Raw genomic sequence first — 20,902 nt, 5'->3', positions numbered from 1 at the left:
TGACCCAACACTGGCAGGGACGGCGGGGCTGCCGTGCTCAGAGACCCGCAAACCATTCGTAGCCCTGGTCTTCCCAGGTGCCACGACGTATCCCCAGACTTGAAACCACCCGCAGGCCCGTGACCCACTTGCTGAGCTTGTAGCCCAGCTTGATCGGGGTGGCGAGGCGCACGGGGGCACCATTGGTCACGGGCAGTGGCGCGCCGTTCATGGCAGTGGCCAGGAGGGTCTGGGGGTGAAGAGCCTAAGCCAGGTCCCAGCTCTCGAAGTACTGATCGGCCGAGTCGATCTCGATGTAGCCGCCTAGGGGGGAGATCCCCGCCAGGGTGAGCACATCGGCCAGGCGTACCCCCGACCAGGCCACAATCGCCGCCCAGCCCTCCACGCAGACGTGGCGCATGATCACGCTGTGCTGCGGCAGGGCCGCAAGGGCCGCCAGATCGAGCTGGAGCGGCCGACTCACCAGACCCTCCACCCGTAGCCGATAGCTGGCGGGATTGAGGCGGGGTATGCCGTTGAAACTGTTGACCAACAGAGCAGCGGGATCGACCTGATCGGGCCGGAATTCCGGCACCGGCCCTCGGCCCTGCAGCAGGGCTTCCAGGCGCTGATTGAGGGGCTCGCTGGCCTCCCCCACTTTCTCGCTGAAGCCATTGAGAGCACAGCCCCCCAGCAGCAGGCTCGAGCCGCCCGACAAGCCAAAGCCCAGCAGCCGGCGGCGGCTGATCAGATGGCGGGGATCCAGGTGGCGGCTCATGACAGAACTCAAGCGAGCATCGAGCGCAGCAGGCGCAGGCCACCGATGCGCCATGAGAGCAGCACGTGGGCGATCAACAGCAGAGCGATGGCGGGGATCGTGGCGAAATGGCACACCCTCAGGGTCTGCCAGGCGCTGACGCCGAAGGCCTCACCGAAAGCAAACAGCCCCGAAAGCCACCAGAACTGCGCTGGTTTGAACATGGCCAAGCCGGTGATCAGGCTGAAGGCCAGCAGGACCAGCATCAGGCTGTACACCACCCGGTGGCTCGCCAGTCGGCGCTTGCCGCTGTTGCCGCTGCCCTTGATGGTGATCAAGTCACCCCCCTTGGCCAGACGCCGGCGCCGCTGCACCAGCAGCAGGACGATCCAGAGACCGAGGTTGAGGGCATAGAGCCCCATGAAACCGAAGTGCGAGTCGCGGCCGCCAGCCAGCCAGCCCCCCAGGGTGAGGGACTCCGGAACGGTGGCGCCGCCGCGGCCACCGAACACCGGATTGGCGTTGTAGATCTGCAGGCCACTGGACGCCATCACCAGCAGTACCAGCAAGTTGAAGGTATGGAAGGCCCGGGTCCAGAGCGGAGCGAGCCGGATGGGCGCTGGACGGTCCGGGGGCTCAGGCATCAGCTCAAGGCAAGAAGGGGGTTGGATTTCTGAAAGGGGTACCGATGAGCGTGGCGGACGGATGGCTGGAGGTAGGGCCGGAGGGATGGCCGGAGGATGGGCCCATGGAGAGGAGCGCTGTTTTCAGCCCATGTGGCCATTACCGCTACAGCCTCTGGCGGCGGTGGGAGCCTGCCGGGGCCTTGATGATGGTCATCGGCCTGAACCCCAGCACGGCCGACGCCCGGAGCGACGATCCAACCGTGCGGCGCTGCATCGGTTACGCCAGGGACTGGGGCTATGGCGGGTTGTGTCTCACCAACCTGTTCGCCTTTCGGGCGAGGCTTCCTGAAGCCATGAAAGCGGCAGCGGATCCGGTTGGCCCTGAGAACGATCACCATCTGCTGGCCATGGCCGGTCAGGCCGCGCTGAAGCTTGCCGCCTGGGGCGTGCACGGCCGCCATCTGGGCCGCGATGCCGAGCTGGCCGCGCGCCTGCCGGGCCTGCACTGTCTTCGCCTGAGCCAGGCTGGCCATCCGATGCACCCGCTCTACCTGCCCCGGGGGTTATCGCCAACACCCTGGGCTGGGCCGCGTGACCAACGTCAAGTGCTCAGCACGAAGGGTGACTGACCCGGCAGACAGCCTTACGTTGGCAGGCCAGCGCCCCGGAGAGAAGCCCCATCGCCCGCCGCATCCGAACCGTCAGCGCCCCTCCGGGCAGCCCGGAAGACCAGCTTGTGGACAAGCTGCGCCGCATTGAGGCGCTGTTCGCCAGGCCCGGCAGCGAAGGTGAACGGGTGGCGGCCGAGCGGGCCCGCGAGCGGATCCAGGCCCGCCTCGCCCAGCTGGCATCCGAGGAGCCGCCGGTGGAGTTCCGCTTCTCCCTCGCCGATCAGTGGTCGCGCCATCTGTTCGTGGCGCTTATGCGGCGCTACGGCATCACCCCATACCGCTACCGCGGCCAGCGGCGCACCACCGTGATGGCACGCCTGAGCCGCAGCTTCGTGAATGAAACCCTCTGGCCGGAATTCCTGGAACTGCAGCAGACCCTGACCGCCTACTTCGACACCCTCACCGACCGTGTGATCGAGCAGGCCCTGGAGGTGAAAGCCGGTGAGGCCGAGGAGCGGCCACCGGCTCCCCAGCTGGAGCCGGTGGATCACCAGACGTCGCTGCTTTAGGCCACCGCTCCAGGCCACCCAGCTCTCGACCACATTGAGGTGGGTGGTGGCCATGACTGGTGTGACCCGGGAGATGTACAAATGAATTCCAGGGCCTGCATCCGGGGGGCTTCGTACCAGTCAGCCTTTGTGGACTAACGGAACGCCGGAACCAGCTGCTTGAGAATGGTGTTGACAGAACCAGTAGCAATGAACTGAACCCCCATCGCCGCCACGAACAGGCCCATCACCCGCTGCAGAATGCTCATCCCAACGTCGCCCAACACCAACTGCAACCATTTTCCCGAACAGAAGATCAACAGGACGACCAGGCTCAGCAGAAGCGTTCCGCCCACCAGCTCGAAGTTGAGCAGATCTTGCTTCATGGATTCGATCTCATTGGCATAGAGGATGACATTGGCAATCACTCCAGGCCCTACCAGCAGCGGCATCGCCATCGGGATCACAATCTGTTGGTAGACAGATCTGGCCTCGGCCCAGCTTCCAGCTTCAGCACCTTTGTTGATCAATGTCCGCGATGGATTCACTTCCACGCCATTGACAATGTTGATCCCGATCCCAAGCAGCAGAATGCCACCTGCGATCCGGAAGGAATCGAGCGAGATCCCGAAGAAGTTGAGGATGGGCGTTCCCAGGAACATGAAAACCAGCAGCAGCGCCAGCACCGTGATTGCAACGAACAACGCCACCAGCCGCTGAACGTCTTTCCGCTCACCTGCCGTTAAAGTCAGGAAAATAGGCACCATGCCCAGCGGATTCATCAGGGCGAAGGATGTGATCACAAAATTCCAGAGAATGGGAACATCCATACAGGGAAGGCCTCAGCAAAAATCTTGGGGCTGATCGGGAGAGGATCCAGTCCCTGGTCATCATCACCTCACTCAGGCCTCACCGCTTGTATGGAACTGAATGCCCCACTACACAGGCGTAAGGTGGCCGGATTATTTGTTCATCTGGCCATGGCCCGCCGATCCAGTTTTCTCGCCGATTTCCAGGCGTTCATCAACCAGGGCAATGTGGTTGACCTCGCCGTGGCGGTGGTTATCGCCGGCGCCTTCGGCAAGGTGGTGGACGCGGTGGTGAGCCTGGTTATGGGCACACTGCTCACCCCCGCGCTCAAGGCGGCAAACGTCGATTCGATCAATGCCTGGCCGGCCGGTGCCGTGATCGTGGCGCTGATCAATTTCGTGGTGATTGCCTTCGTCGTGTACCTGATTGTGCGGGCTATCGAGGCAATCAAGCGCAAGGAAGAAGCAGTGGCAGCCCCCGACGTGCAGGCCCAGCTGGCCTCGGCGGTGACCCGCCTGGCGGATGCTCTGGACCGCAAGGGGCTGTAGGGGCAACGAGGAGCTGATCGGCGGCGACCGCTCAGCCCAGTCCCTCCAGCCGCCCCCGCGCCAGCGTCGCCTGGGCTTCGGCTTCGGCCAGGTTGGCCTGGCATTCGGCCACCACCTCCGGTGGGGCCTTGCCCGCAAAGTTGGGGTTGGCCAGGCGGCCGCTCAGGCCCTTGATCTCCTTCTCTGCCTTGGCGATGTCTTTCTCCAGGCGGCCGCGCAGGGCGTCGAGATCGACCAGGCCCTCGATCGGCAGCAGCACCTGCAGTTCGCCGCTCACGGCCGCCAGGCAGCGGGCGCTCACGGGCGTGCTGCCGACAGCATCGTCCGCGCCGGTGGCTTTGGTCTCGCGCACCTCCACCGAGGCGGCACGGGTGAGAGCGGTGATGTCTCCGGTGGCCTCCCGCAGCACGGCCGCCAGCTCCGGGCGGCCGGTGACGAACACCACCGGTGCCGCCTGTGACGGCTTGAGGCCTGCCACGGCCCGCAGGTTGCGCACCACCCGAATCGCCTCGATCAGCTCAGCGAACTGGGCCTCCAGGGGGGCGTCCAGGGCGGCCTCTTCCACCGCCGGCCAGGCCTGCAGGGCCAGGAAGGTGGCCTCAGGCGCGCCGGTGAGACCGTGCCACAGCTCCTCACTCAGGTGGGGCATCAGCGGATGCAGCAGCACCAGCAGCTCAGCGAGCACCTTGGCCAGCACCTGGCGGGCCACGCGCTGGTCGGCCAGAGCCTCAGGGCTGATGGGGTCCCCCTCGGTGGCAGGGCGGGGATTGAGCCGCCGCTTGAGCAGCTCGATCGTCCAGTCGCACACTTCGTTCCAGGCGAACTCGTAGAGCCCCTTGGCCGCCTCACCGAGGGCGTAGCTGCCGTAGCGGTCCGCCGTTTCGCCGTTCACCCGTGCCAGCCGCGACAGGATCCAGCGGTCCGCCAGGGTGAGCGCTGCCGGATCGGGTTCCCCCAGGCTGGCGGGGGTTTCACCGCCCAGGTTCATCAGCGCGAAGCGGCTGGCGTTCCAGAGCTTGTTGGCGAAGTTGCGCGCTGCCTCCACTGTGGCCGAGCTGCCACTGACGCGGTCGTAGTCAAGGCGGATGTCCTGGCCGGCGCCGGCCACTTCGCGCACCAGGGCGAAGCGCAGGGCGTCGGCGCCGTAACGCTCGATCAGCGGCAGCGGATCGATGCCGTTGCCGGCACTCTTGCTCATCTTGCGGTTGTTCTCATCCCGCACCAGGCCGTGGATCATCACGTCGGCGAAGGGCATGCGGCCGGTGAAGGCACCGGCAAGCATCGTCATCCGCGCCACCCAGAAGAAGATGATGTCGAAGCCGGTCACCAGCACGCTGGTGGGGTACCAGGTAGCCAGATCGGCGGCGGTTTCGTCGGGCCAGCCCAGGGTGGAGAAGGGCCAGAGGCCGCTGGAGAACCAGGTGTCGAGCACGTCGGGGTCTTGCTCCAGCTGCAGCTGGCGGCCCGCAGCCCGGCTGGCGTCGCCGAACTGGGCCTCCGCCTTCGCCTGGGCCTCAGCCGCATCGCGGGCCACCACATAGGGGGTGGACTCGCTGATCATCCCGCCCGTTTCACTCACCACGAACCAGGCGGGGATGCGGTGACCCCACCAGAGCTGGCGGCTGATGCACCAGTCGCGGATGTCAGTGAGCCAGTCGCGGTAGACCTTCTCCCAGCGCTGCGGCACGAAGCGGGGCTCGCCCTGATCGAGCGCTTCGCGGCAGCGGGCTGCCAGCGGCTCGGCCTGCACAAACCACTGGGTGGAGAGCAGCGGCTCCACCGGCACCTTGCCGCGATCCGAGAAAGGCACGCTGTGGCGGTGGGGCTCCACCTTCACCAGGAACCCCTCCGCTTCCATCGCCGCCACCACCGCCGTGCGCGCCTCGAAGCGATCCAGTCCGGCGAAGCGTCCGGCCGCGGCGTTCATCGTGCCGTCCTTGGCCATCACCGTGATCAGCGGAAGACCGTGGCGGGCACCGATCGCGAAATCGTTGGGGTCGTGGGCAGGGGTGACCTTGACGCAGCCTGTGCCGAAGACCGGATCCACATGCTCGTCGGCCACGATCGGAATCTGGCGGCCCACCAGGGGCAGGGTGATTGTTTGGCCAATCAGGGCCGCGTAGCGGCTGTCGCCTGGGTGCACAGCCACGCCGGTGTCACCCAGCAGAGTTTCGGGGCGGGTGGTGGCCACCACCAGGTGGTCGGTGCCGTCGGTGCCGGCCCCGCCGCTGAGCGGGTAGCGGAAGTGCCAGAGGTGCCCGTCGAGCTCCTTCATCTCCACTTCCAGATCGCTCACCGCCGATCCCGAAGCCGGACACCAGTTCACCAGGTATTCGCCCCGGTAGATCAGCCCCTGCTCGTGCAGGCGCACGAAGGCCTCCACCACGGCTTTGTTGAGGCCGGGATCGAGCGTGAAGCGCTCACGGCGCCAATCCACCGAGTAGCCCAGCCGCCGCAGCTGGCCCACGATCGTGCCGCCGCTGCCTGCCTTCCAGGCCCAGGCGCGCTCAAGGAAGGCGTCGCGGCCGAGATCGTCTTTGCTGCCGCCCTCGGCCTGGATCTGCTTCTCCAGGATCGTCTGCACCGCGATCGAAGCGTGGTCGGTGCCGGGCAGGCAGAGCACGTTCTTGCCCTGCAGCCGCTGGAAGCGCACGATCGTGTCGATCAGGGCCGTCTCGAAGCCGTGGCCCATGTGCAGGCTGCCGGTCACGTTCGGAGGCGGGATCACCACGCTGAAGGGCTCACCCGGCGCGTCGGGTTCGGGGTGGAAGGCACCCGCTGCCTCCCAGGCCGCCTGCCAGCGGGCCTCGGTGCCGGCCGGGTCGTAGGTCTTGGGCAGGGCCTCAGTCACGGCGGGCAGGGCGGAGGCAGGTCGACCCCATGGTCTCAAAGGGCGGTGCAGGGGCGATCTCAGTTCCGGCTCAAGGGTTGAGGCGAACGGGAAGCGCCCGGCAGCGAACGACGCTGCCCCCAGGGGGCTCAAGCCGGATCCCCCTGGCGTCATTGCCGATGCGAACGAACGGGGACCAGTCGTCCTGAGGCTGGAGGGCGCTGGCCAAAACCAGCAACCTGCCCCGGCCATCCTGGATGCTGAGTGGCGACGGATCAGGCTGGTGAAGGCGCACCGGCCCGTTGCCCCAGGGGGCGCCCGGGCAGGTTGCCAGGAAGGCCGGGCGCGTCTGGCCGGAAGCCCGCCCTGCCAGGGCGGCAAGGAGGTCGATCCGCTCACTGTAGGCGGCTATCAGGCAGGCGGCATGCCGTTCGGAGAAGGCGCAGAGGCTTCTCCTGCGGAACCAGTCGGGCTGCGGTTCGAACCAGTGCAGCGGCGAACCGGGGCCCGCCGGGCTGGCTTCAGCCAGGAGCACAACCATCCGGCGATCGAGGGCCAGCAGATCCGGATCAGCACACACCAGCTGGTCACTGGCGTAGGTGGGATTGGAGCAGTTCGCGGTGCCCTGTTCCGGCGGCGGCGGAACGGCGCCGAGAGCTTGGCAGCAACCCCACCACCCAGCCGCCAGCAGCGCGAGCAAGACCTTCAGCGGCGGCACCAGTGCCACCCCCCGGCTCCGGAAAAGCTCAGCCCCCCTTCCCGCCCAGGGCCTCACCGATCGCCTGGGCCACATCCTGGGCCTTGTCCTTGAGGTCGCCGGTGGCACCCATCACCTTGGCCTGGAGCTGCTTGGCCTCGCCTTCCGCCTTCAAGCCCTGATCACCGGTGAGTTCACCAGCAGCGGCCTGGAGCTTGCCCTCGGCGTCCTTGGCTGTGGCCTTCATCTGGTCTTCGAGGCTCATGGGCGTCGAGCGAGGGGATGGCGAGAGGGAACGGGACGACCCCTTCCTCTCTGTCAGGGACCGTAGCCACCACTCTGATGGGTTCCATCAACGACCATGCTCTGCCCCCCTGAGCAGGACGACCAGCGCGAAGGGGGCGACGATCACCAGGTGCAGCAACGGCACCACGATCACGGTGAAGCGCTGCACCATCCGGTACTCGGCCACGGTGTGGAAGGACCAGCTGTCCAGCGCGAAACACCCGACGCCTGCCAGGGACAGCGCCACGGCGAGGCCGAACAGGCTCCAGGCCCATCGCCGCGAGCGCAGCAGCATGATCGCCAGTACCCCAACACCCAGATAGGGCGTCAGCGCCAGCAGCAGGAACGCTCCATCGCTGCTTCGCCAGCGGGGAGCGCTGGTGAGGGCGAGCGTGAGGGTGAGCAAGGCCGAGACGCCGCACAGCAACACGGTGAGCCGTGCTGGCCGGGTGCTGGTTCGTGGCGGCAGGCTCCCCTGCTCAACCATGACGTGGTTGGTCATGCTGAACGCTGGGCTGGCGATTCCGGAGGGATGTCGGGATGGGGAGCATCGAGGCTCGAGGGAGAAGGGAACGAGGAGAAGCGCGAATTGCAGCGATCTGCGCGGGTGGGCTGTTCCTGCTCAGCACCTCTGTGGCGCTGGCAGGAGCCGACCGGCCACCACCGCTCCGTTTTGTCTGGCTCGTGGTGGCGCTCGCTGTGCTCTCGGGACTAGCCCATCTCAGGCTGAAGCACCACCTTGGCGCTCGACGCGTCTCAGGCGGCGGACAGGCTTCCGCGGCGGGGCTTGAAGGCTGCCTCGCCGGTCTCGCCCTCTGGCTGTTCCTGTTGGTTGTGGGGGGCGGTGAACCGAGTGTGACGCCATCGCTGCTCGATCGAGTGATCGGATTCGGCGTGATGGGGGCCCTGGGAGCGGCGAGTTCCCTGGGTCTCTGGTCGATGGCGGCCTGGATACAGCGACGGGTCCCGACCTACAGCCGCCTCTTGAAGGGCTGAGCCCCCTGCTTCGTCTGTATGGAGGATGGAAGCGAATCAAGCTTTCCTGCCGTCGCCATGATCCGATCCATGCTCACCCTGGTCGCCCTGCTGCTGGCCTCCCCTGTGGCGGCCGCCCCACAGCCGGCCCGCTTCAATGCCTCAGACTTCGGTCGCCTGCGGATCAGCCAGCGTCCCTGCAGGCTCAACACCGTTCAGCAGACTTGCGTGATCACCAAGGCGGAAGGCAGCGAGGTGCTGAGGATCGACTTCTCCTCCGGGGATCGGCCCTTCTGGGTGTTCACGCCCAGCAGCGCTGCCACCAGCAAGGGGCGCCCCTACCGCGACGTCCAGGGACGCACCTGGCTGCTCTCCGGCAACAGCTCCTTCCAGCTGGTGGAGCAGGGGACCGATGGCAACGTGCTTCGCGTCGCAGCGCCCTGAGGTCCTGCAGGGCTGCAATGGTGGAGATACCTGGTCGTCCAGTGTTCAACATGGCCCGAAAAGCACTCGCGTTGGTTTTGGCCGCTGTCACCGTCACGGCGGCCACCCTTCTGCCTGGCGCGGCGGGCAGGAGTCAGGCCAAACCGGCCACCGCCGCCCCCCTGGCAGGCACCCAGTGGCGCCTGGTTGAGATGCAGTCGATGGACGATGCTCAGGGCACCACCCGGCCGGCCGATCCATCCCGGTACACGCTTCAGTTCAACGGCGACGGCACGGTGCAGCTGCGGCTCGACTGCAACCGGGCCAACGGCGGCTGGTCGGCCCAACCCAGCGCCGACCCCAGCAGCGGCAGTCTGCGGCTGGGCCCACTGGCCACCACCAGGGCCCTCTGCCCGCCTCCAAGCCTGGGCGAAAAGCTTGGCGCCCAGGCTGCCTTCGTGCGTGGCTATCGGCTGAACGATGGCCGGCTGACGCTCAGCTTGCTGGCTGATGGGGGGCTGCTCGTCTGGGAGCCCGTACAGCCCGCAGGCCAGTTCTCAGCCAGCCCTGATCCCAAGCTGGAGGCCGCCATCATGAGGGCCTCGCCTGATGTCATGGGCCAGGGGAACGCTGGGGAGCAGGGAGCAAGCCGCACCCGCTACGTCCATGCCCGGTACGACCTCAATGGCGATGGCAGCGAGGAGGTGTTCGTGTATCTGATGGGCCCAGCCTTCTGCGGAACCGGGGGATGCACCCTGCAGATCTTTCGACAGAGCGGCATCGAGTATCACTTGATCGACAGCTGGGCGATCACGCGCCTCCCCATCATCGTTTCAGCTCAGCGCACACGCGGCTGGCAAGATCTCTGGAAACGGGAGTCCGGTGGCGGGGCCCCCACCACCTACCTGCGCCACACATTTGACGGCCAGCGCTACGTAGAACAGGAGCGTGTTCCGGCCGAGCCGACGCCGGCAGGGACGCCGATTCTTGTCGGTGATCCCGGTTTTGCTGATGGCCTTCCACTGCTGCCGAGTCGCTGATCAACGATGCAATGGCTGGCCGAGATCTTTATCGCACAACCACTCCACATCCTTGTGGTGGCTCTATTTTTTCTATTGAACTATGGAGTGCTACGCAGGTGGGGAGGTGCCAGTCGCCGGCGCACCCGCCCACTCCTTCTGGCCGCTTCGAGCTGGATCATCTATGCGGCGTGGGAGTAGTTGGTGCTGGTTCGGACACCAGAAGCCAACATCCGCCTCGACCTGTTGCTGATCTGGCCACTGCTGGCTCCGGTGACCTTGGTTGGCCTGATCAGACCCCTGTTGGCCTCCAGAGCGACGATTGACTGAATGAACCAACCTGCGGCGATGACGGAGGCTGGAGTGACCACCATTTCAGGATAACGGATGCATCGAGGTGCAGATTAATCTCCCGTTCAGCATCCCTGCTCCAATCGGGACTGCCGGCAACACACCTAACCAGCCATGATTTCCTCGATTCGTCGCAGATCCATCGCCCTCGGCGGCGCGGGCCTCCTCCTGGCAGGGCTGTCCGCCCCCTTCGCCCCGGCGGCCATGGCCGAAGTCCTGGTCAGGGCGCAAGGCCGTTGCAAGCTGATGGATGGTAACTCTGAAGCCTTCAACGGACATTGCGGCTTCAAGCACAAACAGTCCGGCGGCGTCGATGCTTACGTTGTGAAGCTGGATGATGGCACAGAATATATTTTCTCGGGCCCCAATGTGCAGGCGCTGAGTGTGCAGACCTACTCTGGAATCCGCAGCGTCCAGCACAAGGAACAGCCTGATCATGATGTCTTCAGCTGGACTGATGGCACCGCGCGCAGGCTCTCCGTGCGTCTCGACCGCGCCGAGAATCCCGATGCCCGCTTTGATGATCAGCCCCAGAAAGCCAACTCCAGTGAGCTGGTCGGGGCTGGAATCGGCGCTCTGATCGGCGCTTTGATCAGTGGCAAGCCTGTCGCCAGAACCGAGCCTGCTCGGGAAGGCGCTCCCGTCTCCGACCTGCAATCCCTGGTAGGAGCCAAGGGGGGGCAGGCCGAAGGGACCCTCACCTCCAAGGGCTACACCTATCGCGGCGGCACCAAATTGGCCGACAGTTCCTTCACCTACTGGCAGCAACCCAAAACGGGCAACTGCGTGTCGATTCGCACCACCGACGGCCGCTATCAGGCCATCACGTACACCAAGAAGAGCGACTGCAACTGATCCTCTCCCTGCCCTGAAGACCACCACCACCACCAACCCAGTTCATGGGGACGCTGGTGGGGGTCACGTCAGCACTGATCCGTAGCTTGAAAAGCTGAGCCCACCGTGCGCAAGGGCTCCGTTTCGCGGGAGTGTCCTCGCAGGTCAGGACGCAGCTGATCCTTCCCTGGCCCTCAGGGGAGACGACGACGATCCATCACAGGTAGCCGTAGGCATACGGAGGCTCAGTCCCGTGACGGGGCACCAACAGCCAGGCGGGGCCGGGGAAGAAGGCAGGGGCATGCACACACCAGATCCAGTGCTCGGCCACCGTTTCGCCCTGTTCCGGTGGAAAGAGGAGCGCGCCGTCGGCCGCCTGCGGTTCCTCGCCGGCAGGCAGCAGCTGGAAGGCCAGATCGGAATCAGCGGCCAGCCCGCGCACGATCACAGCACGCACCTGTTCGGCTGAGGCGCCGGCCGTCAAACCGAAGCTCTCGGGCTGGGAGGTCACCATGGCGGCAAATCCGTCGCGGTTTGCATCGACCCGGCAGGGCTCGAACAGGGCAGGCAGGCCGCAGCGAAAGGCCTCCACGGCGTCGAGGCTGCCCGGCAGTGCCTCCTGAGCCTGGTGCACGGCGGCCTCGTAGCGGTAGGCGGGGGGCAGACCCTGCTTCTGAAGGGGGGCATCGAAGTCCGCGGCGGAAGCCATCGGAAGGGTGGCGGAGTGGACCCATTGTGATCAAGGGCCTCGCGGTCGCGGGCGTGTCGATCAGGGCCGTCTCGAAGCCGTGGCCCATGTGCAGGCTGCCGGTCACATTCGGCGGCGGGATCACCACCGAGAAGGGCTCACCCGGCGCGTCGGGATCGATCTTCGTGGCCCTGGGCTCACGTGCCGAGGATGTTGATGGCCCTGGCCGCGATCACGGCGATGGTCAACAGGGAGATGGAGCTTTCGAGCATCATCAGCAGCATGGCCCGCGCGCTGAGCGGGATGGCCCCGGTGGGGCTGAAGGCCGTTGCCGTCGAAAAGCCCAGGAACAGGTAATCAATGAACGTGGGGCGCCAGTCAGGGCTCACGGCATCGGGCACCCCCTCCTGGGGGAAGAACCAGTCCGCCCGGACAGGCAGACGATTGAGCCTCGCCTCGGGGCCGCTGCGATCGACATGCCAGAACGCCAGGGAAAACGTGACCACGTTGGAGACCCAGATCGCCATGCCGGAGGCAAGCAGTTCAATGGCATTGAGCTGTCCTCGGCCGAACAGCATCTCCTGAATCAGAACGACAAGATTCGCCAGCGTGATGCTGCCGGTGACCGCAACGAAGAGCCAGGTGGTGACACGCTCGATGCGCAACCACCTCCTGCTGCCGGCCGTCAGCCCGACAACCAGCATCGGAATCAGAACCGTCCCGAAGAGGATGAAGTCGAAGCCGGCAGGAAGGAGCCGGAACCGGTTCGGCAGCCCCCTCTCCAGCGCCCAGAGGACGACCACGGCGAGAACGGCGGACCAGCGCAGTTCGATGCGCAGGGATTTGACGGACTTGCTCTGGATCACGCCATCTACTGCAGAGCCATGGCTAAGCACAGCCTTTCCTCCGGGCTGATCAGATGATCGAGATCCTCGGCGTCCTTGTCGACGGCAATCTCCACCCAGTTCACCTCACCGCTGAACGCGCCGCCGACGCTCGGATAGTCATCGGTCACCGGCGAACCGGCTTCGAAACCGACGTCGCAGGTCTCGTCGGCTGAGAAGACCATCGGTTCGGTCTGCTCCACCCGGCCTTCCCCGACCTTCTGCCCATCCACATAGAGCGACACCGTGCCGCCTTTCGCCAGGCCGCCACCGTCATAGGCGAACTCCATCCGCACCTGGTGAGTTCCAGGTGGAATCGCCGCTGTGCCCGCAATCGTGTAGCGGTTCACGCCATAGAAGTTGTAGCAGTACTTCGGCTTGCTCTCTCTGGCATAGAGGCTCCAGCCACCGGTGAGACCACCCTGGGCGATGATGACGCCCTCGGCACCGGCTTCGGGCACGACCACCTCGGCGGTGATCGCGTGCGACTTGTTCTTGAAGTTGACGATCGAGCTTTCGCTCAGCCGCCCCATGCCGCCGAACAGCAATTGCCGTGTTCCCTTGATCAGCTGCGGCCGGCCGGCGATCTCGGGATTGGCACGCTCGGCGAAGCGATCATCAAGCGGTAGCACGTTGTATCGGGTGGCTTCGATCAGCCACAGCCGCTGCAATTCATGGAGCTTCTGGGGATGTTCCCTTGCCAGATCATGCGCCTGGGTCCAGTCGGTGCTGGTGTCATAGAGCTCCCAGACATCGTCGTCAAAAGCGGCCAGTTGCACCTGGCCGGTCACCCATGGGGTGCGGTGCCGGGTCACCGCCGTCCAGCCCTTGTGGTAGATGCCGCGGTTGCCCGCCATCTCGAAGTACTGGGTCTGGCGCCGTTCGGCCGCCTGTGGATCGTTGAAGGAATAGGCCATGCTCACCCCCTCGATTGGACGCTGCTGCACTCCATTGACAAAGGTGGGCTGGGGCAGACCCGCCGCTTCCAGGATGGTGGGGGCCACATCGATCACATGATGGAACTGGCTGCGGATTTCTCCCCTGGCCTGGATTCCCCTGGGCCAGTGGACGATGGTGCCGTTGCGGGTGCCGCCGAAGTGGGAGGCAACCTGCTTCGTCCACTGGTAGGGCGTGTTCATGGCGTGGGCCCAGCCCACCGCGTAGTGGTTATAGGCCTCGACTCCACCCAGCAGGTCCAACCGCTCGGCGAGGAACTCGGCGGTTTCGAGGTGGGCAAAGCCCGTGAGCGGGGCCATCTCGTTGAAGCAGCCCTGCAGAGAGCCCTCCGCTGAGGCGCCGTTGTCGCCGATGATCACGTAAATCAGCGTGTCTTCGAGAATCTCCAGCTCCTGAAGTGCATCGATCAAGCGTCCGATGTGATGATCGGTGTGCTCCAGGAAGCCCGCATAAACCTCCATCTGGCGGGCCAGAATCGGCTTCATTTCGGCCGTGATCGTGTCCCAGGCGGGAATATCCCCATGGCGCTCGGTGAGCTGACAGTCGGCAGGAATGACCCCCAGCTGCTTCTGACGGGCGAAGATTTCCTCTCTCAACTTGTCCCAACCCTGGTCGAACTGGCCCTTGTACTTGTTCGCCCAGTCCTTCGGCACATGGTGCGGAGCATGGGTGGCCCCAGGCGCGAAATAGGTGAAGAAGGGCTTGTCGGCCATCAGCGCCTTCTGCTGGCGGATCCATTGGATCGCCTTGATGGTCAGATCCTCGCTGAGGTGATAGCCCTGCTCGGGTGTCTTCTTCGGTTCCACCGGCGTTGTGCCTTCGTAGAGCGCCGGATACCACTGGTTGGTTTCGCCCCCGATGAAGCCGTAGAAGTATTCGAAGCCACCGCCGCCCGTGGGCCAGGCATCGAAGGGGCCCATCGGGCTTGTCTGCCAGACGGGCACCTCATGGCACTTGCCGAACTGCGCGGTGGAGTAGCCGTTGAGCTTCAGGGTGCGCGCCAGGGGAGCGCAGGTGTTCGGCAGGATCGAGTTGTAGCCGGGCGCGGCCGTGGCGATCTCGGTGATGCCGCCCATCCCCACCGAATGGTGGTTGCGGCCGGTGAGCAGGGCCTGCCGTGTCGGTGAGCAGAGGGCAGTGGTGTGGAAGCGGTTGTACTTGAGCCCACCGGCAGCCAGCTTCTCGATGTTCGGGGTGTGGCAGGGTCCGCCGAAGGCACTGGAGGCCCCGAACCCCACATCATCCAGCAGGATGACCAGCACATTGGGTGCTCCCGCCGGCGGCCGCAGATCCCGGATCGGTGGATAGGTGGTATCCGGATCTCTGGCGTCGTAGGTGATCAGGCCGCCATAGGACTGATCGGGGATCGGCAGCATCTGGCGTTGCACGGAGTCAGCTGCTGCCATGGTTGGGATTCCTGGTGGGGATAGAGCAAAGAACGAAGAATGTGCCGGCTTGATTCAACTTGCGCAACCGACGCTTGTGCGAAGAGCCATTAATGGCGCGCCAGGATCATGCGCATCTTCTCTTCCAGCGATTCCACCGATGTGCCGGTCACATCCACTAGCGCCCGCTTCACCGTGCCGGCAAACGCGAAGGGTGGCTTGTAATCGGGCATGGTGGGCGAGCCGGGATCGGCGCCCACGGCGGCACCAGCCGCCAGGCCAAGGCTGAGGGGAATGGTGACCGGGAGATGGCCCTCACCCACCGGCTGGCCGTCCACGAACAACTTGATGTCCGCAGGAGTGCCCTTGCCGTTGGCGATATCCGCCGGACCGGTGGGGGTGAACTCCATGCTGAAGATGTGATGGCCGCTGGGAATCGACGCCGTGGAGGTGATGCGGAAGTGGCTGTCGGCCACGTAGTTGTAGCCGTAGGTGAGGATGCCGTTCTGTACGTAGAACGCGAAGCCACCGTCGTTGCCGCCCATGCTGAACAACACCCCATCGGCTCCGCCTTCGGGCACCACGGCCTCCACCGAGATCGAGTGGGGGCGATTCATCACCCTGGGGGCGGCGTTCGTGGGCACCACCTGGGTGCCGGGATAATAGATGTAGTGCTGGCGATCGGGGGCGATCTGAGGACGCTCCACACCGAACCGCTGGGTGCCGCGGCTGTCGATCGGAAGCACGTTGTACTTGCCCGCCTCCACGTACCACATGCCGATCATGGCGATCAGGCGATCGCGCTCGCTGGCGGCAAGGTCGTTGGTCTCGGCGAAATCATCTTTGAGATTGAAGAGCTCCCAGCCGTGAGCATCGAGCTGAATCAGCTGGTCGTAGGAGATCGGATCGCCGAAGCGGCGGCCCGATTCGCTGAAGGATGTACCGGGCCAGGGACATACGGCCCGCCAGCCATCGTGATAGAGCGAGCGATGGCCGAACATCTCGAAGTACTGGGTGATGTGCCTGCTCGGCGCAGCGGCCTCGTCGAAGGAGGAGGCTAGGCTGAAGCCCTCGATCGGGCTCTGGGTCACCCCGCGAATCGTGGCTGGAGCCTCGATGCCGAGCGCATCGAGCACGGTGGGCACCATGTCGATGGCATGGGCGTACTGGCTGCGGATCTCCCCCTTGGCGTTGATACCTTTCGGCCAGCTCACGATGAAGGGATCGCTGGTGCCGCCCCGGTAGGTTTCGCGCTTCCAGCGCCGGAACGGGGTGTTGCCGGCGTGGGTCCAGCCCCAGGGGTAATGGTTGAAATATTTCGGCCCGCCGATGTCATCGATGGCCGCCAGATTCTGCTCCAGATTTTCGGGAACGTTGTTGAAGAACTTGCCCTCGTTTACGGATCCCGTGGGTCCGCCCTCGGAGCTGGCGCCGTTGTCGGAGATCACCATGATCAGGGTGTTCTCGTATTCACCCAGATCCTTGAGGAACTGGATCAACTCACCGATGTAGTGGTCGGTGTGCTCCAGGAAGCCGGCGAACACCTCCATCATGCGCGCATACAACCGGCGCTCATCGGCCGAGAGCGAGTTCCAGTCCTGCACGTCGGGATCGTGATGTGACAGCACGGTGTTGGCGGGAATGATGCCCAGCTCCTTCTGGCGGGCGAACGTCTTCTGGCGATAGGCGTCCCAGCCGTCGTCGAACTGGCACTTGTACTTGTCGGCCCACTCCTTCGGCACATGGTGGGGCGCATGCATGGCGCCGGCGCAGAAGTACATGAAGAAGGGCTTGTTCGGTGCCACCTGCTTGGCATCGGCGATCATCGCTTTCGCCTTCTCCACCAGATCCGGCGTGAGGTGATAGCCCTGCTCTGGAGTTGTCTCCGGCTCCACCTGGGTGTTGTCGCGCACCAGTTCCGGGTAGTACTGGTGCGTGTCGCCACCAAGGAAGCCATAGAAGCGCTCGAAGCCTCGGCCCAGGGGCCAGCGGTCGTAGGGTCCGGCCGCGGAGGTGGCTTCCGCAGGCGTGAGGTGCCACTTGCCGACTGCGTAGGTGTTGTAACCCTTCTGCAGCAGGATTTCAGAGAGGAAGCCGTTCTCGAAGGGGATGTATCCGTTGGAGCCGGGGTAGCCCATCGAGCCTTCCGTGATGCAGGCCAGCCCGTTGGAATGATGGTTGCGCCCCGTGAGCATGCAGGAGCGCGACGGCGAGCACAGCGCCGTGGTGTGCATGTTGCTATAGCGCAACCCATCGGCCGCCAGGGCATCCAGGTTCGGGGTGGCGATCGGACTGCCGTAGCAGCCGAGCTGCCCGTAACCCGTGTCGTCCAGAACGATGTAGAGCACGTTCGGCGCCCCTTCCCGGGCCCGGTTGGGCTCGGGCCAGGCCGGGGTCGACACGTCGGCCGTGCGGCCGATCACACCGGGGAAGGCGGAGCCGGGCCGGTATTCGTTGAGCGGCATCGAGCCGGGGCGGAGGGTTGCCCGAAACTTAGACAGACAGGCCAAGGTACGTTTTCTCACCCGTGCCATCCGACACAGCTCTCAGCAGAGCAGCGCCAGCTCCTCCTGGAAGGGGCTTTGCAGCAGAAGAGCTGTCAGCCCCAACCGTTCACGCCAGATGCTCATCGGGGTGTCCCAGCCTTCCTCCCAGCGCGAAGCCAGCAGGGTGGGGCCCAGGCGGGCCACCTCAAGGCCGAAACGCACACCGTCCCAGAGGCGCTCGTTCTCCAGCGGATCCTTGAAGGCATGGAAGATCCAGGCCGTCAGCACGGCGGCGGACTGGGGCTGCCGTAGAGCCGAGGCGTAGTAGGCCGAGCCCGCCGCCTCCCCAGGCACATCCACTGGAATCGCCAGAATGGTGTGGTGGATGTCGTGGGTGGCGCGCAGACGCTGCTGCAGGTAAGCGCCGGGACCATCCATGCGGCTGGTGTCGGGCGGGGGAACGGCGTGCAGACCCAGCCGATCGAAGCGGGCCTGGTAGAGACGGCCCAGGCTGCCGGCTGGCAGGGCGCGGAGCCCCTCGGCCGAGGGCCAGGGGCCCCAGTACTGATCATCGGCGAGCTGCCTCAGCGCCGGATCCTGCAGCAGCTGCTCCCGGCCCATCTCCCCCAGCGGCGAGTTGCCGAGCGCATCGAGCAGCGGCACGGCATGAGGGAAGACGTGCTCAGGGTCGTGGGCGGTTTCCAGCAGGCCCACCGCGGCCCTCAGGGTGCGGCGACGCAGGTCGGGATCGATCTTCATGGGGCCTCGACCTTCAAGTGGAGCCGGCCACCGGCTTGGCCGCCAGCCGCTGGATGTAAGCCTCCAGTGTGCCGGCGTTGATCCAGCCGGTGGCAATCGTCTTGGTGTGCTCCTGACTGACGCGGCCCCGGTGCGTGTGCGAAGGGCTGGCGGGAAAGATCAGCAGCTTGCCCCGCTCGGCCTCCTCATGGTGGTCCTGCCAGTGGAACTCGGTGCCGCCATCGGGAAGGGTGTTGAGATACAGGATCCAGGCCAGCACACGCCGGATCGGCTCGGTGTCCTCCTCGCTGATGGTCCAGTCGCAGTGCCAGCTGCGGAAGCCCTCGCCTGGGGCGTAGCGCTGCAGGTTGAAGATCGGGTTCACGAACAGGGAGCGCTCCGGGCACACCTCCAGGAGGAGCGGACGCTCCTTGAGGTATCGATCCAGCCCAGCGGACACCCCGCGCACGATCAGTTCGGCCAGGCCATGGGCCTCGGGGTCGGAGCGATCGATCGCCACCAGGCTGATATCGGTTGAGACTTTGGCGGGTTGGGCGGGATCGTGGCCGAAGGCGACGCCAGGGCGGCGCAGATCCTCCCGCCGCTCATAGAAGCCCAGGGCCGCCTCGGCGAGAGCGTCGTAGCCGGGATTTCTGTAGGTGGCGATCAGGCGCATGGCGGGCCTCCCTCAAGCTGGCACCGTAGGAACAGGCCAACTCGTAGGAACAGGCCCACTTCGCTCTCAGCCGAGCCAGGGGATGGTCACGAGGGACTCATGGCGCACCCAGCTGTGCGGATCGGTGCTCACCCGCTCCGCCAGGCCCACCTGCTCCAGGGCTTCCGCGAGGGTGGCGGCGTCCAGCCCGCCCTCACCGCCGGCGGGCTCGAGGGGCAGGGCGAGCACCTGGGCTTCGGCGGGATCTGCCATCAGCTTGAGATTGATCGCCACGAGCTCCCGCTCAAAGAACAGCCGCCGCATCCGGGCCATGGTGCGAGGGCCGATGGCGCCGGCGAAGGCCTCCAGACCCTCGCGGCTGCCATCGGCACCGCAGTTGAGCGCCAGCCAGATCAGCAGCTTTGCCCAGCTCTCGGCGGTCCACAGCGGCGGGAAGCTGGCGCGATGCTGACGCACCAGCTCACCCAGGGCAAAATCGAACAGACCGGCCTGAAGGGCCATGGCCTGGTCATTACTGGCGCCGGCTGGGGTCACAGAGGGCAGGGCGGGGAAACCAAGGCTGCCGCAAGCATGGTGCTGATCAGGAGTTCCGCACAGGAGCCACGGCTGGTGGCCCTGAACCGCCTCAGGGCCGCCCTTGGGGGCAAACTGCATGGGCTTGCACAGGACACGCCCATGGCCCTGGATCTGAACGACCCGGAGCTCGAGTTCTCCGATCTGGTCTACGCCTACCAGAGCTGGGTGATGGCGGTCATCAACGACGAGAAGCTCGGTGGTGAAGAGAAGCTGCTCAACGACGACATCACCGAGGACGCGCTCAACGCCATGCGCTTCCTGCCCGGTGAGGTGACCTCAGCGATCGAAACCTCCCTGGCCCGCGTCTACGACGTCGATCCCGACGAGCTGGCCGAGCTGCTCTTCCCCGGCGAAGACTGAACTCCGGGTCACACTGACCTGAGCTCACCACGCACGCACCGGTGGCCAGCGACACCTACCTGCTCGGCACCGACCCCCGCGAACTCGAGCGGCTGCGGCTTCAGCATGAGCTCTGGCTGCCGGAGGCTCGGCGGGCCTGGCGCCGGGCTGACCTGAAACCTGGGGAGCGGGTGCTCGATCTGGGGGCTGGTCCGGGCTTCGTGGCGCGGGAGCTGGCTGTGGAGGTGGGACCTGAAGGCCGCGTGCTGGGCCTGGAGCTGAGTGCGGCCTACGTGGCAGTTGCCCGTGGCGCCGCTTCGGGCCTGAACCAGCTGGAGGTGCGCCAGCACGACCTCTGCCGGGATCCCTTGCCCGAGGAACCCTTCGACCTGGTGTGGTGCCGCTGGGTGCTGATGTTCCTGGGCGAACTCGACCCCCTGCTCGATCGGCTCGCCGCCCAGCTGAGTCCGGGCGCGCGGCTGATCTTTCACGAGTACATCCACTGGAGCAGCTTCGGGTTGCATCCAGGCGCCGATGGGGTGGCGAGCTTCGGCCGTGCCGCCCACGCCAGCTTCCTGGCCGCCGGCGGGGATCCGGACGTGAACCGGCGCTTGCCGGGGCTGCTGGCGCAGCGAGGCCTCCGCATCGATGAACTGCGGCCTCTGACAGTGGTTGGGCGCCTGGGCGACGGTGTGGCGCGCTGGCTGGAGCGCTTCGTGACCACCTACGGCCCGGAGCTGATCCGCCAGGGGCTCTGGAGCGACGGTGAGGCCAGGCGGGCCCAGGCCGAGATGGCGGCAGCGCGACAGGATCCAGGCACCTTCTGGGTGGGGCCCACGCTGATGGAAACCCGCGCGACACGATGACTGACTTGAGCGAC

General features: G+C 65.7%; 22 protein-coding genes and 2 pseudogenes. 9 read left to right on the top strand and 15 right to left on the bottom strand.

Annotated features, from left to right (window positions below; translation table 11 throughout):
• Nucleotides 1-37 precede the first annotated feature (37 nt).
• Both KBY93_RS09365 and KBY93_RS09360 read right to left on the bottom strand, forming a co-directional pair.
• Nucleotides 38-757 (bottom strand): annotated as a pseudogene (locus KBY93_RS09365) (molybdopterin-dependent oxidoreductase).
• A gap of 8 nt (nt 758-765) precedes the next feature.
• Nucleotides 766-1,380, bottom strand: a complete 615-nt coding sequence (locus KBY93_RS09360) for a cytochrome b/b6 domain-containing protein (RefSeq protein ID WP_255094069.1) — start codon at nt 1,378-1,380, stop codon at nt 766-768.
• A 104-nt stretch (nt 1,381-1,484) separates the two neighbouring features.
• On the opposite strand from KBY93_RS09360, the gene KBY93_RS09355 reads away from it, so the two are divergent.
• Both KBY93_RS09355 and KBY93_RS09350 read left to right on the top strand, forming a co-directional pair.
• Entirely contained in the window at nt 1,485-1,991 is a 507-nt protein-coding gene (locus KBY93_RS09355) for a DUF1643 domain-containing protein (RefSeq protein ID WP_255094068.1), read from the top strand.
• Nucleotides 1,992-2,098: 107 nt separating this feature from the next.
• On the top strand, nt 2,099-2,542 hold the full coding sequence (locus KBY93_RS09350) for a hypothetical protein (protein ID WP_255094066.1): 444 nt from the start codon (nt 2,099-2,101) through the stop codon (nt 2,540-2,542).
• 134 nt (nt 2,543-2,676) lie between these two features.
• Here the strand turns inward: KBY93_RS09350 and KBY93_RS09345 are convergent, their stop codons facing one another.
• Nucleotides 2,677-3,351 (bottom strand): MarC family protein, encoded by a 675-nt coding sequence (locus KBY93_RS09345; protein WP_255094065.1) that lies wholly within the window; start codon nt 3,349-3,351, stop codon nt 2,677-2,679.
• Between the two features lie 150 nt (nt 3,352-3,501).
• Between KBY93_RS09345 and mscL the strand changes: the two genes are divergently transcribed.
• Nucleotides 3,502-3,879, top strand: coding sequence for a large conductance mechanosensitive channel protein MscL (mscL, locus tag KBY93_RS09340; protein WP_255094064.1), 378 nt, complete (start codon nt 3,502-3,504; stop codon nt 3,877-3,879).
• A 31-nt stretch (nt 3,880-3,910) separates the two neighbouring features.
• On the opposite strand, the gene KBY93_RS09335 is transcribed toward mscL, so the two are convergent.
• From KBY93_RS09335 to KBY93_RS09320, 4 genes are all read right to left on the bottom strand, one after another.
• The gene (locus KBY93_RS09335) at nt 3,911-6,730 is read right to left on the bottom strand and encodes a valine--tRNA ligase (RefSeq protein ID WP_255094063.1); all 2,820 of its coding nucleotides are present in this window, start codon (nt 6,728-6,730) and stop codon (nt 3,911-3,913) included.
• 70 nt (nt 6,731-6,800) lie between these two features.
• A complete protein-coding gene (locus KBY93_RS09330; protein ID WP_255094061.1) occupies nt 6,801-7,427 on the bottom strand; it encodes a hypothetical protein in 627 nt (208 codons plus the stop codon).
• Between the two features lie 28 nt (nt 7,428-7,455).
• Nucleotides 7,456-7,671: a CsbD family protein gene (locus tag KBY93_RS09325; RefSeq protein WP_255094060.1), complete on the bottom strand. Its 216-nt coding sequence runs from the start codon at nt 7,669-7,671 to the stop codon at nt 7,456-7,458.
• 87 nt (nt 7,672-7,758) lie between these two features.
• A complete protein-coding gene (locus tag KBY93_RS09320) occupies nt 7,759-8,193 on the bottom strand; it encodes a hypothetical protein (protein ID WP_255094059.1) in 435 nt (144 codons plus the stop codon).
• A gap of 185 nt (nt 8,194-8,378) precedes the next feature.
• On the opposite strand from KBY93_RS09320, the gene KBY93_RS09315 reads away from it, so the two are divergent.
• From KBY93_RS09315 to KBY93_RS09300, 4 genes are all read left to right on the top strand, one after another.
• Nucleotides 8,379-8,687, top strand: coding sequence for a hypothetical protein (locus KBY93_RS09315; protein ID WP_255094058.1), 309 nt, complete (start codon nt 8,379-8,381; stop codon nt 8,685-8,687).
• A gap of 57 nt (nt 8,688-8,744) precedes the next feature.
• Nucleotides 8,745-9,110 carry a hypothetical protein gene (locus tag KBY93_RS09310; protein ID WP_255094057.1) on the top strand — a complete coding sequence of 122 codons (366 nt, stop codon included), beginning with the start codon at nt 8,745-8,747 and terminating at the stop codon, nt 9,108-9,110.
• A gap of 50 nt (nt 9,111-9,160) precedes the next feature.
• Nucleotides 9,161-10,129: an META domain-containing protein gene (locus tag KBY93_RS09305; RefSeq protein WP_255094056.1), complete on the top strand. Its 969-nt coding sequence runs from the start codon at nt 9,161-9,163 to the stop codon at nt 10,127-10,129.
• Between the two features lie 444 nt (nt 10,130-10,573).
• Nucleotides 10,574-11,314, top strand: coding sequence for a hypothetical protein (locus KBY93_RS09300; protein WP_255094054.1), 741 nt, complete (start codon nt 10,574-10,576; stop codon nt 11,312-11,314).
• Nucleotides 11,315-11,510: 196 nt separating this feature from the next.
• Here KBY93_RS09300 and KBY93_RS09295 read toward each other — a convergent pair whose 3' ends face one another.
• From KBY93_RS09295 to KBY93_RS09265, 8 genes and pseudogenes are all read right to left on the bottom strand, one after another.
• Nucleotides 11,511-12,002 carry a hypothetical protein gene (locus KBY93_RS09295; protein WP_255094052.1) on the bottom strand — a complete coding sequence of 164 codons (492 nt, stop codon included), beginning with the start codon at nt 12,000-12,002 and terminating at the stop codon, nt 11,511-11,513.
• A gap of 52 nt (nt 12,003-12,054) precedes the next feature.
• Nucleotides 12,055-12,180 (bottom strand): annotated as a pseudogene (locus KBY93_RS16280) (class I tRNA ligase family protein); the annotation flags it as partial.
• Nucleotides 12,179-12,847, bottom strand: a complete 669-nt coding sequence (locus tag KBY93_RS09290; protein WP_255094051.1) for a hypothetical protein — start codon at nt 12,845-12,847, stop codon at nt 12,179-12,181. The gene KBY93_RS09290 and the pseudogene KBY93_RS16280, both read right to left, overlap by 2 nt.
• A 5-nt stretch (nt 12,848-12,852) precedes the next feature.
• Nucleotides 12,853-15,228, bottom strand: a complete 2,376-nt coding sequence (locus KBY93_RS09285; RefSeq protein WP_255094050.1) for an arylsulfatase — start codon at nt 15,226-15,228, stop codon at nt 12,853-12,855.
• An 89-nt stretch (nt 15,229-15,317) separates the two neighbouring features.
• Complete coding sequence (locus KBY93_RS09280) at nt 15,318-17,672, bottom strand: arylsulfatase (RefSeq protein ID WP_255094049.1); 2,355 nt, start codon at nt 17,670-17,672, stop codon at nt 15,318-15,320.
• An 81-nt stretch (nt 17,673-17,753) separates the two neighbouring features.
• Nucleotides 17,754-18,452 carry a Coq4 family protein gene (locus tag KBY93_RS09275; protein WP_255094048.1) on the bottom strand — a complete coding sequence of 233 codons (699 nt, stop codon included), beginning with the start codon at nt 18,450-18,452 and terminating at the stop codon, nt 17,754-17,756.
• A 13-nt stretch (nt 18,453-18,465) separates the two neighbouring features.
• Nucleotides 18,466-19,107: a 2OG-Fe(II) oxygenase gene (locus KBY93_RS09270; RefSeq protein ID WP_255094047.1), complete on the bottom strand. Its 642-nt coding sequence runs from the start codon at nt 19,105-19,107 to the stop codon at nt 18,466-18,468.
• A gap of 66 nt (nt 19,108-19,173) precedes the next feature.
• Entirely contained in the window at nt 19,174-19,608 is a 435-nt protein-coding gene (locus KBY93_RS09265; protein ID WP_255094046.1) for a protein phosphatase, read from the bottom strand.
• Between the two features lie 174 nt (nt 19,609-19,782).
• On the opposite strand from KBY93_RS09265, the gene KBY93_RS09260 reads away from it, so the two are divergent.
• A complete protein-coding gene (locus KBY93_RS09260; protein ID WP_094556940.1) occupies nt 19,783-20,043 on the top strand; it encodes a hypothetical protein in 261 nt (86 codons plus the stop codon).
• Nucleotides 20,044-20,084: 41 nt separating this feature from the next.
• Nucleotides 20,085-20,888, top strand: a complete 804-nt coding sequence (locus KBY93_RS09255) for a methyltransferase domain-containing protein (protein WP_255094044.1) — start codon at nt 20,085-20,087, stop codon at nt 20,886-20,888.
• The last annotated feature ends 14 nt before the right edge of the window (nt 20,889-20,902 follow it).

It is taken from the genome of Synechococcus sp. J7-Johnson, from assembly GCF_024345795.1.
In the GTDB taxonomy this organism is placed as follows: domain Bacteria; phylum Cyanobacteriota; class Cyanobacteriia; order PCC-6307; family Cyanobiaceae; genus Regnicoccus_A.
Note: the sequence above shows the minus strand (reverse complement) of the source record. Positions and strands in the feature narration are given on the sequence as shown.

Coding starts and splice junctions, on each gene's coding strand:
- KBY93_RS09360 (WP_255094069.1), bottom strand. CDS start 1,380: ATGCCTGAGCCCCCGGACCGTCCAGCGCCCATCCGGCTCGCTCCGCTC.
- KBY93_RS09355 (WP_255094068.1), top strand. CDS start 1,485: ATGGAGAGGAGCGCTGTTTTCAGCCCATGTGGCCATTACCGCTACAGC.
- KBY93_RS09345 (WP_255094065.1), bottom strand. CDS start 3,351: ATGGATGTTCCCATTCTCTGGAATTTTGTGATCACATCCTTCGCCCTG.
- mscL (WP_255094064.1), top strand. CDS start 3,502: ATGGCCCGCCGATCCAGTTTTCTCGCCGATTTCCAGGCGTTCATCAAC.
- KBY93_RS09325 (WP_255094060.1), bottom strand. CDS start 7,671: ATGAGCCTCGAAGACCAGATGAAGGCCACAGCCAAGGACGCCGAGGGC.
- KBY93_RS09320 (WP_255094059.1), bottom strand. CDS start 8,193: ATGACCAACCACGTCATGGTTGAGCAGGGGAGCCTGCCGCCACGAACC.
- KBY93_RS09310 (WP_255094057.1), top strand. CDS start 8,745: ATGATCCGATCCATGCTCACCCTGGTCGCCCTGCTGCTGGCCTCCCCT.
- KBY93_RS09305 (WP_255094056.1), top strand. CDS start 9,161: ATGGCCCGAAAAGCACTCGCGTTGGTTTTGGCCGCTGTCACCGTCACG.
- KBY93_RS09300 (WP_255094054.1), top strand. CDS start 10,574: ATGATTTCCTCGATTCGTCGCAGATCCATCGCCCTCGGCGGCGCGGGC.
- KBY93_RS09295 (WP_255094052.1), bottom strand. CDS start 12,002: ATGGCTTCCGCCGCGGACTTCGATGCCCCCCTTCAGAAGCAGGGTCTG.
- KBY93_RS09285 (WP_255094050.1), bottom strand. CDS start 15,228: ATGGCAGCAGCTGACTCCGTGCAACGCCAGATGCTGCCGATCCCCGAT.
- KBY93_RS09280 (WP_255094049.1), bottom strand. CDS start 17,672: ATGCCGCTCAACGAATACCGGCCCGGCTCCGCCTTCCCCGGTGTGATC.
- KBY93_RS09275 (WP_255094048.1), bottom strand. CDS start 18,452: ATGAAGATCGATCCCGACCTGCGTCGCCGCACCCTGAGGGCCGCGGTG.
- KBY93_RS09270 (WP_255094047.1), bottom strand. CDS start 19,107: ATGCGCCTGATCGCCACCTACAGAAATCCCGGCTACGACGCTCTCGCC.
- KBY93_RS09265 (WP_255094046.1), bottom strand. CDS start 19,608: ATGGCCCTTCAGGCCGGTCTGTTCGATTTTGCCCTGGGTGAGCTGGTG.
- KBY93_RS09260 (WP_094556940.1), top strand. CDS start 19,783: ATGGCCCTGGATCTGAACGACCCGGAGCTCGAGTTCTCCGATCTGGTC.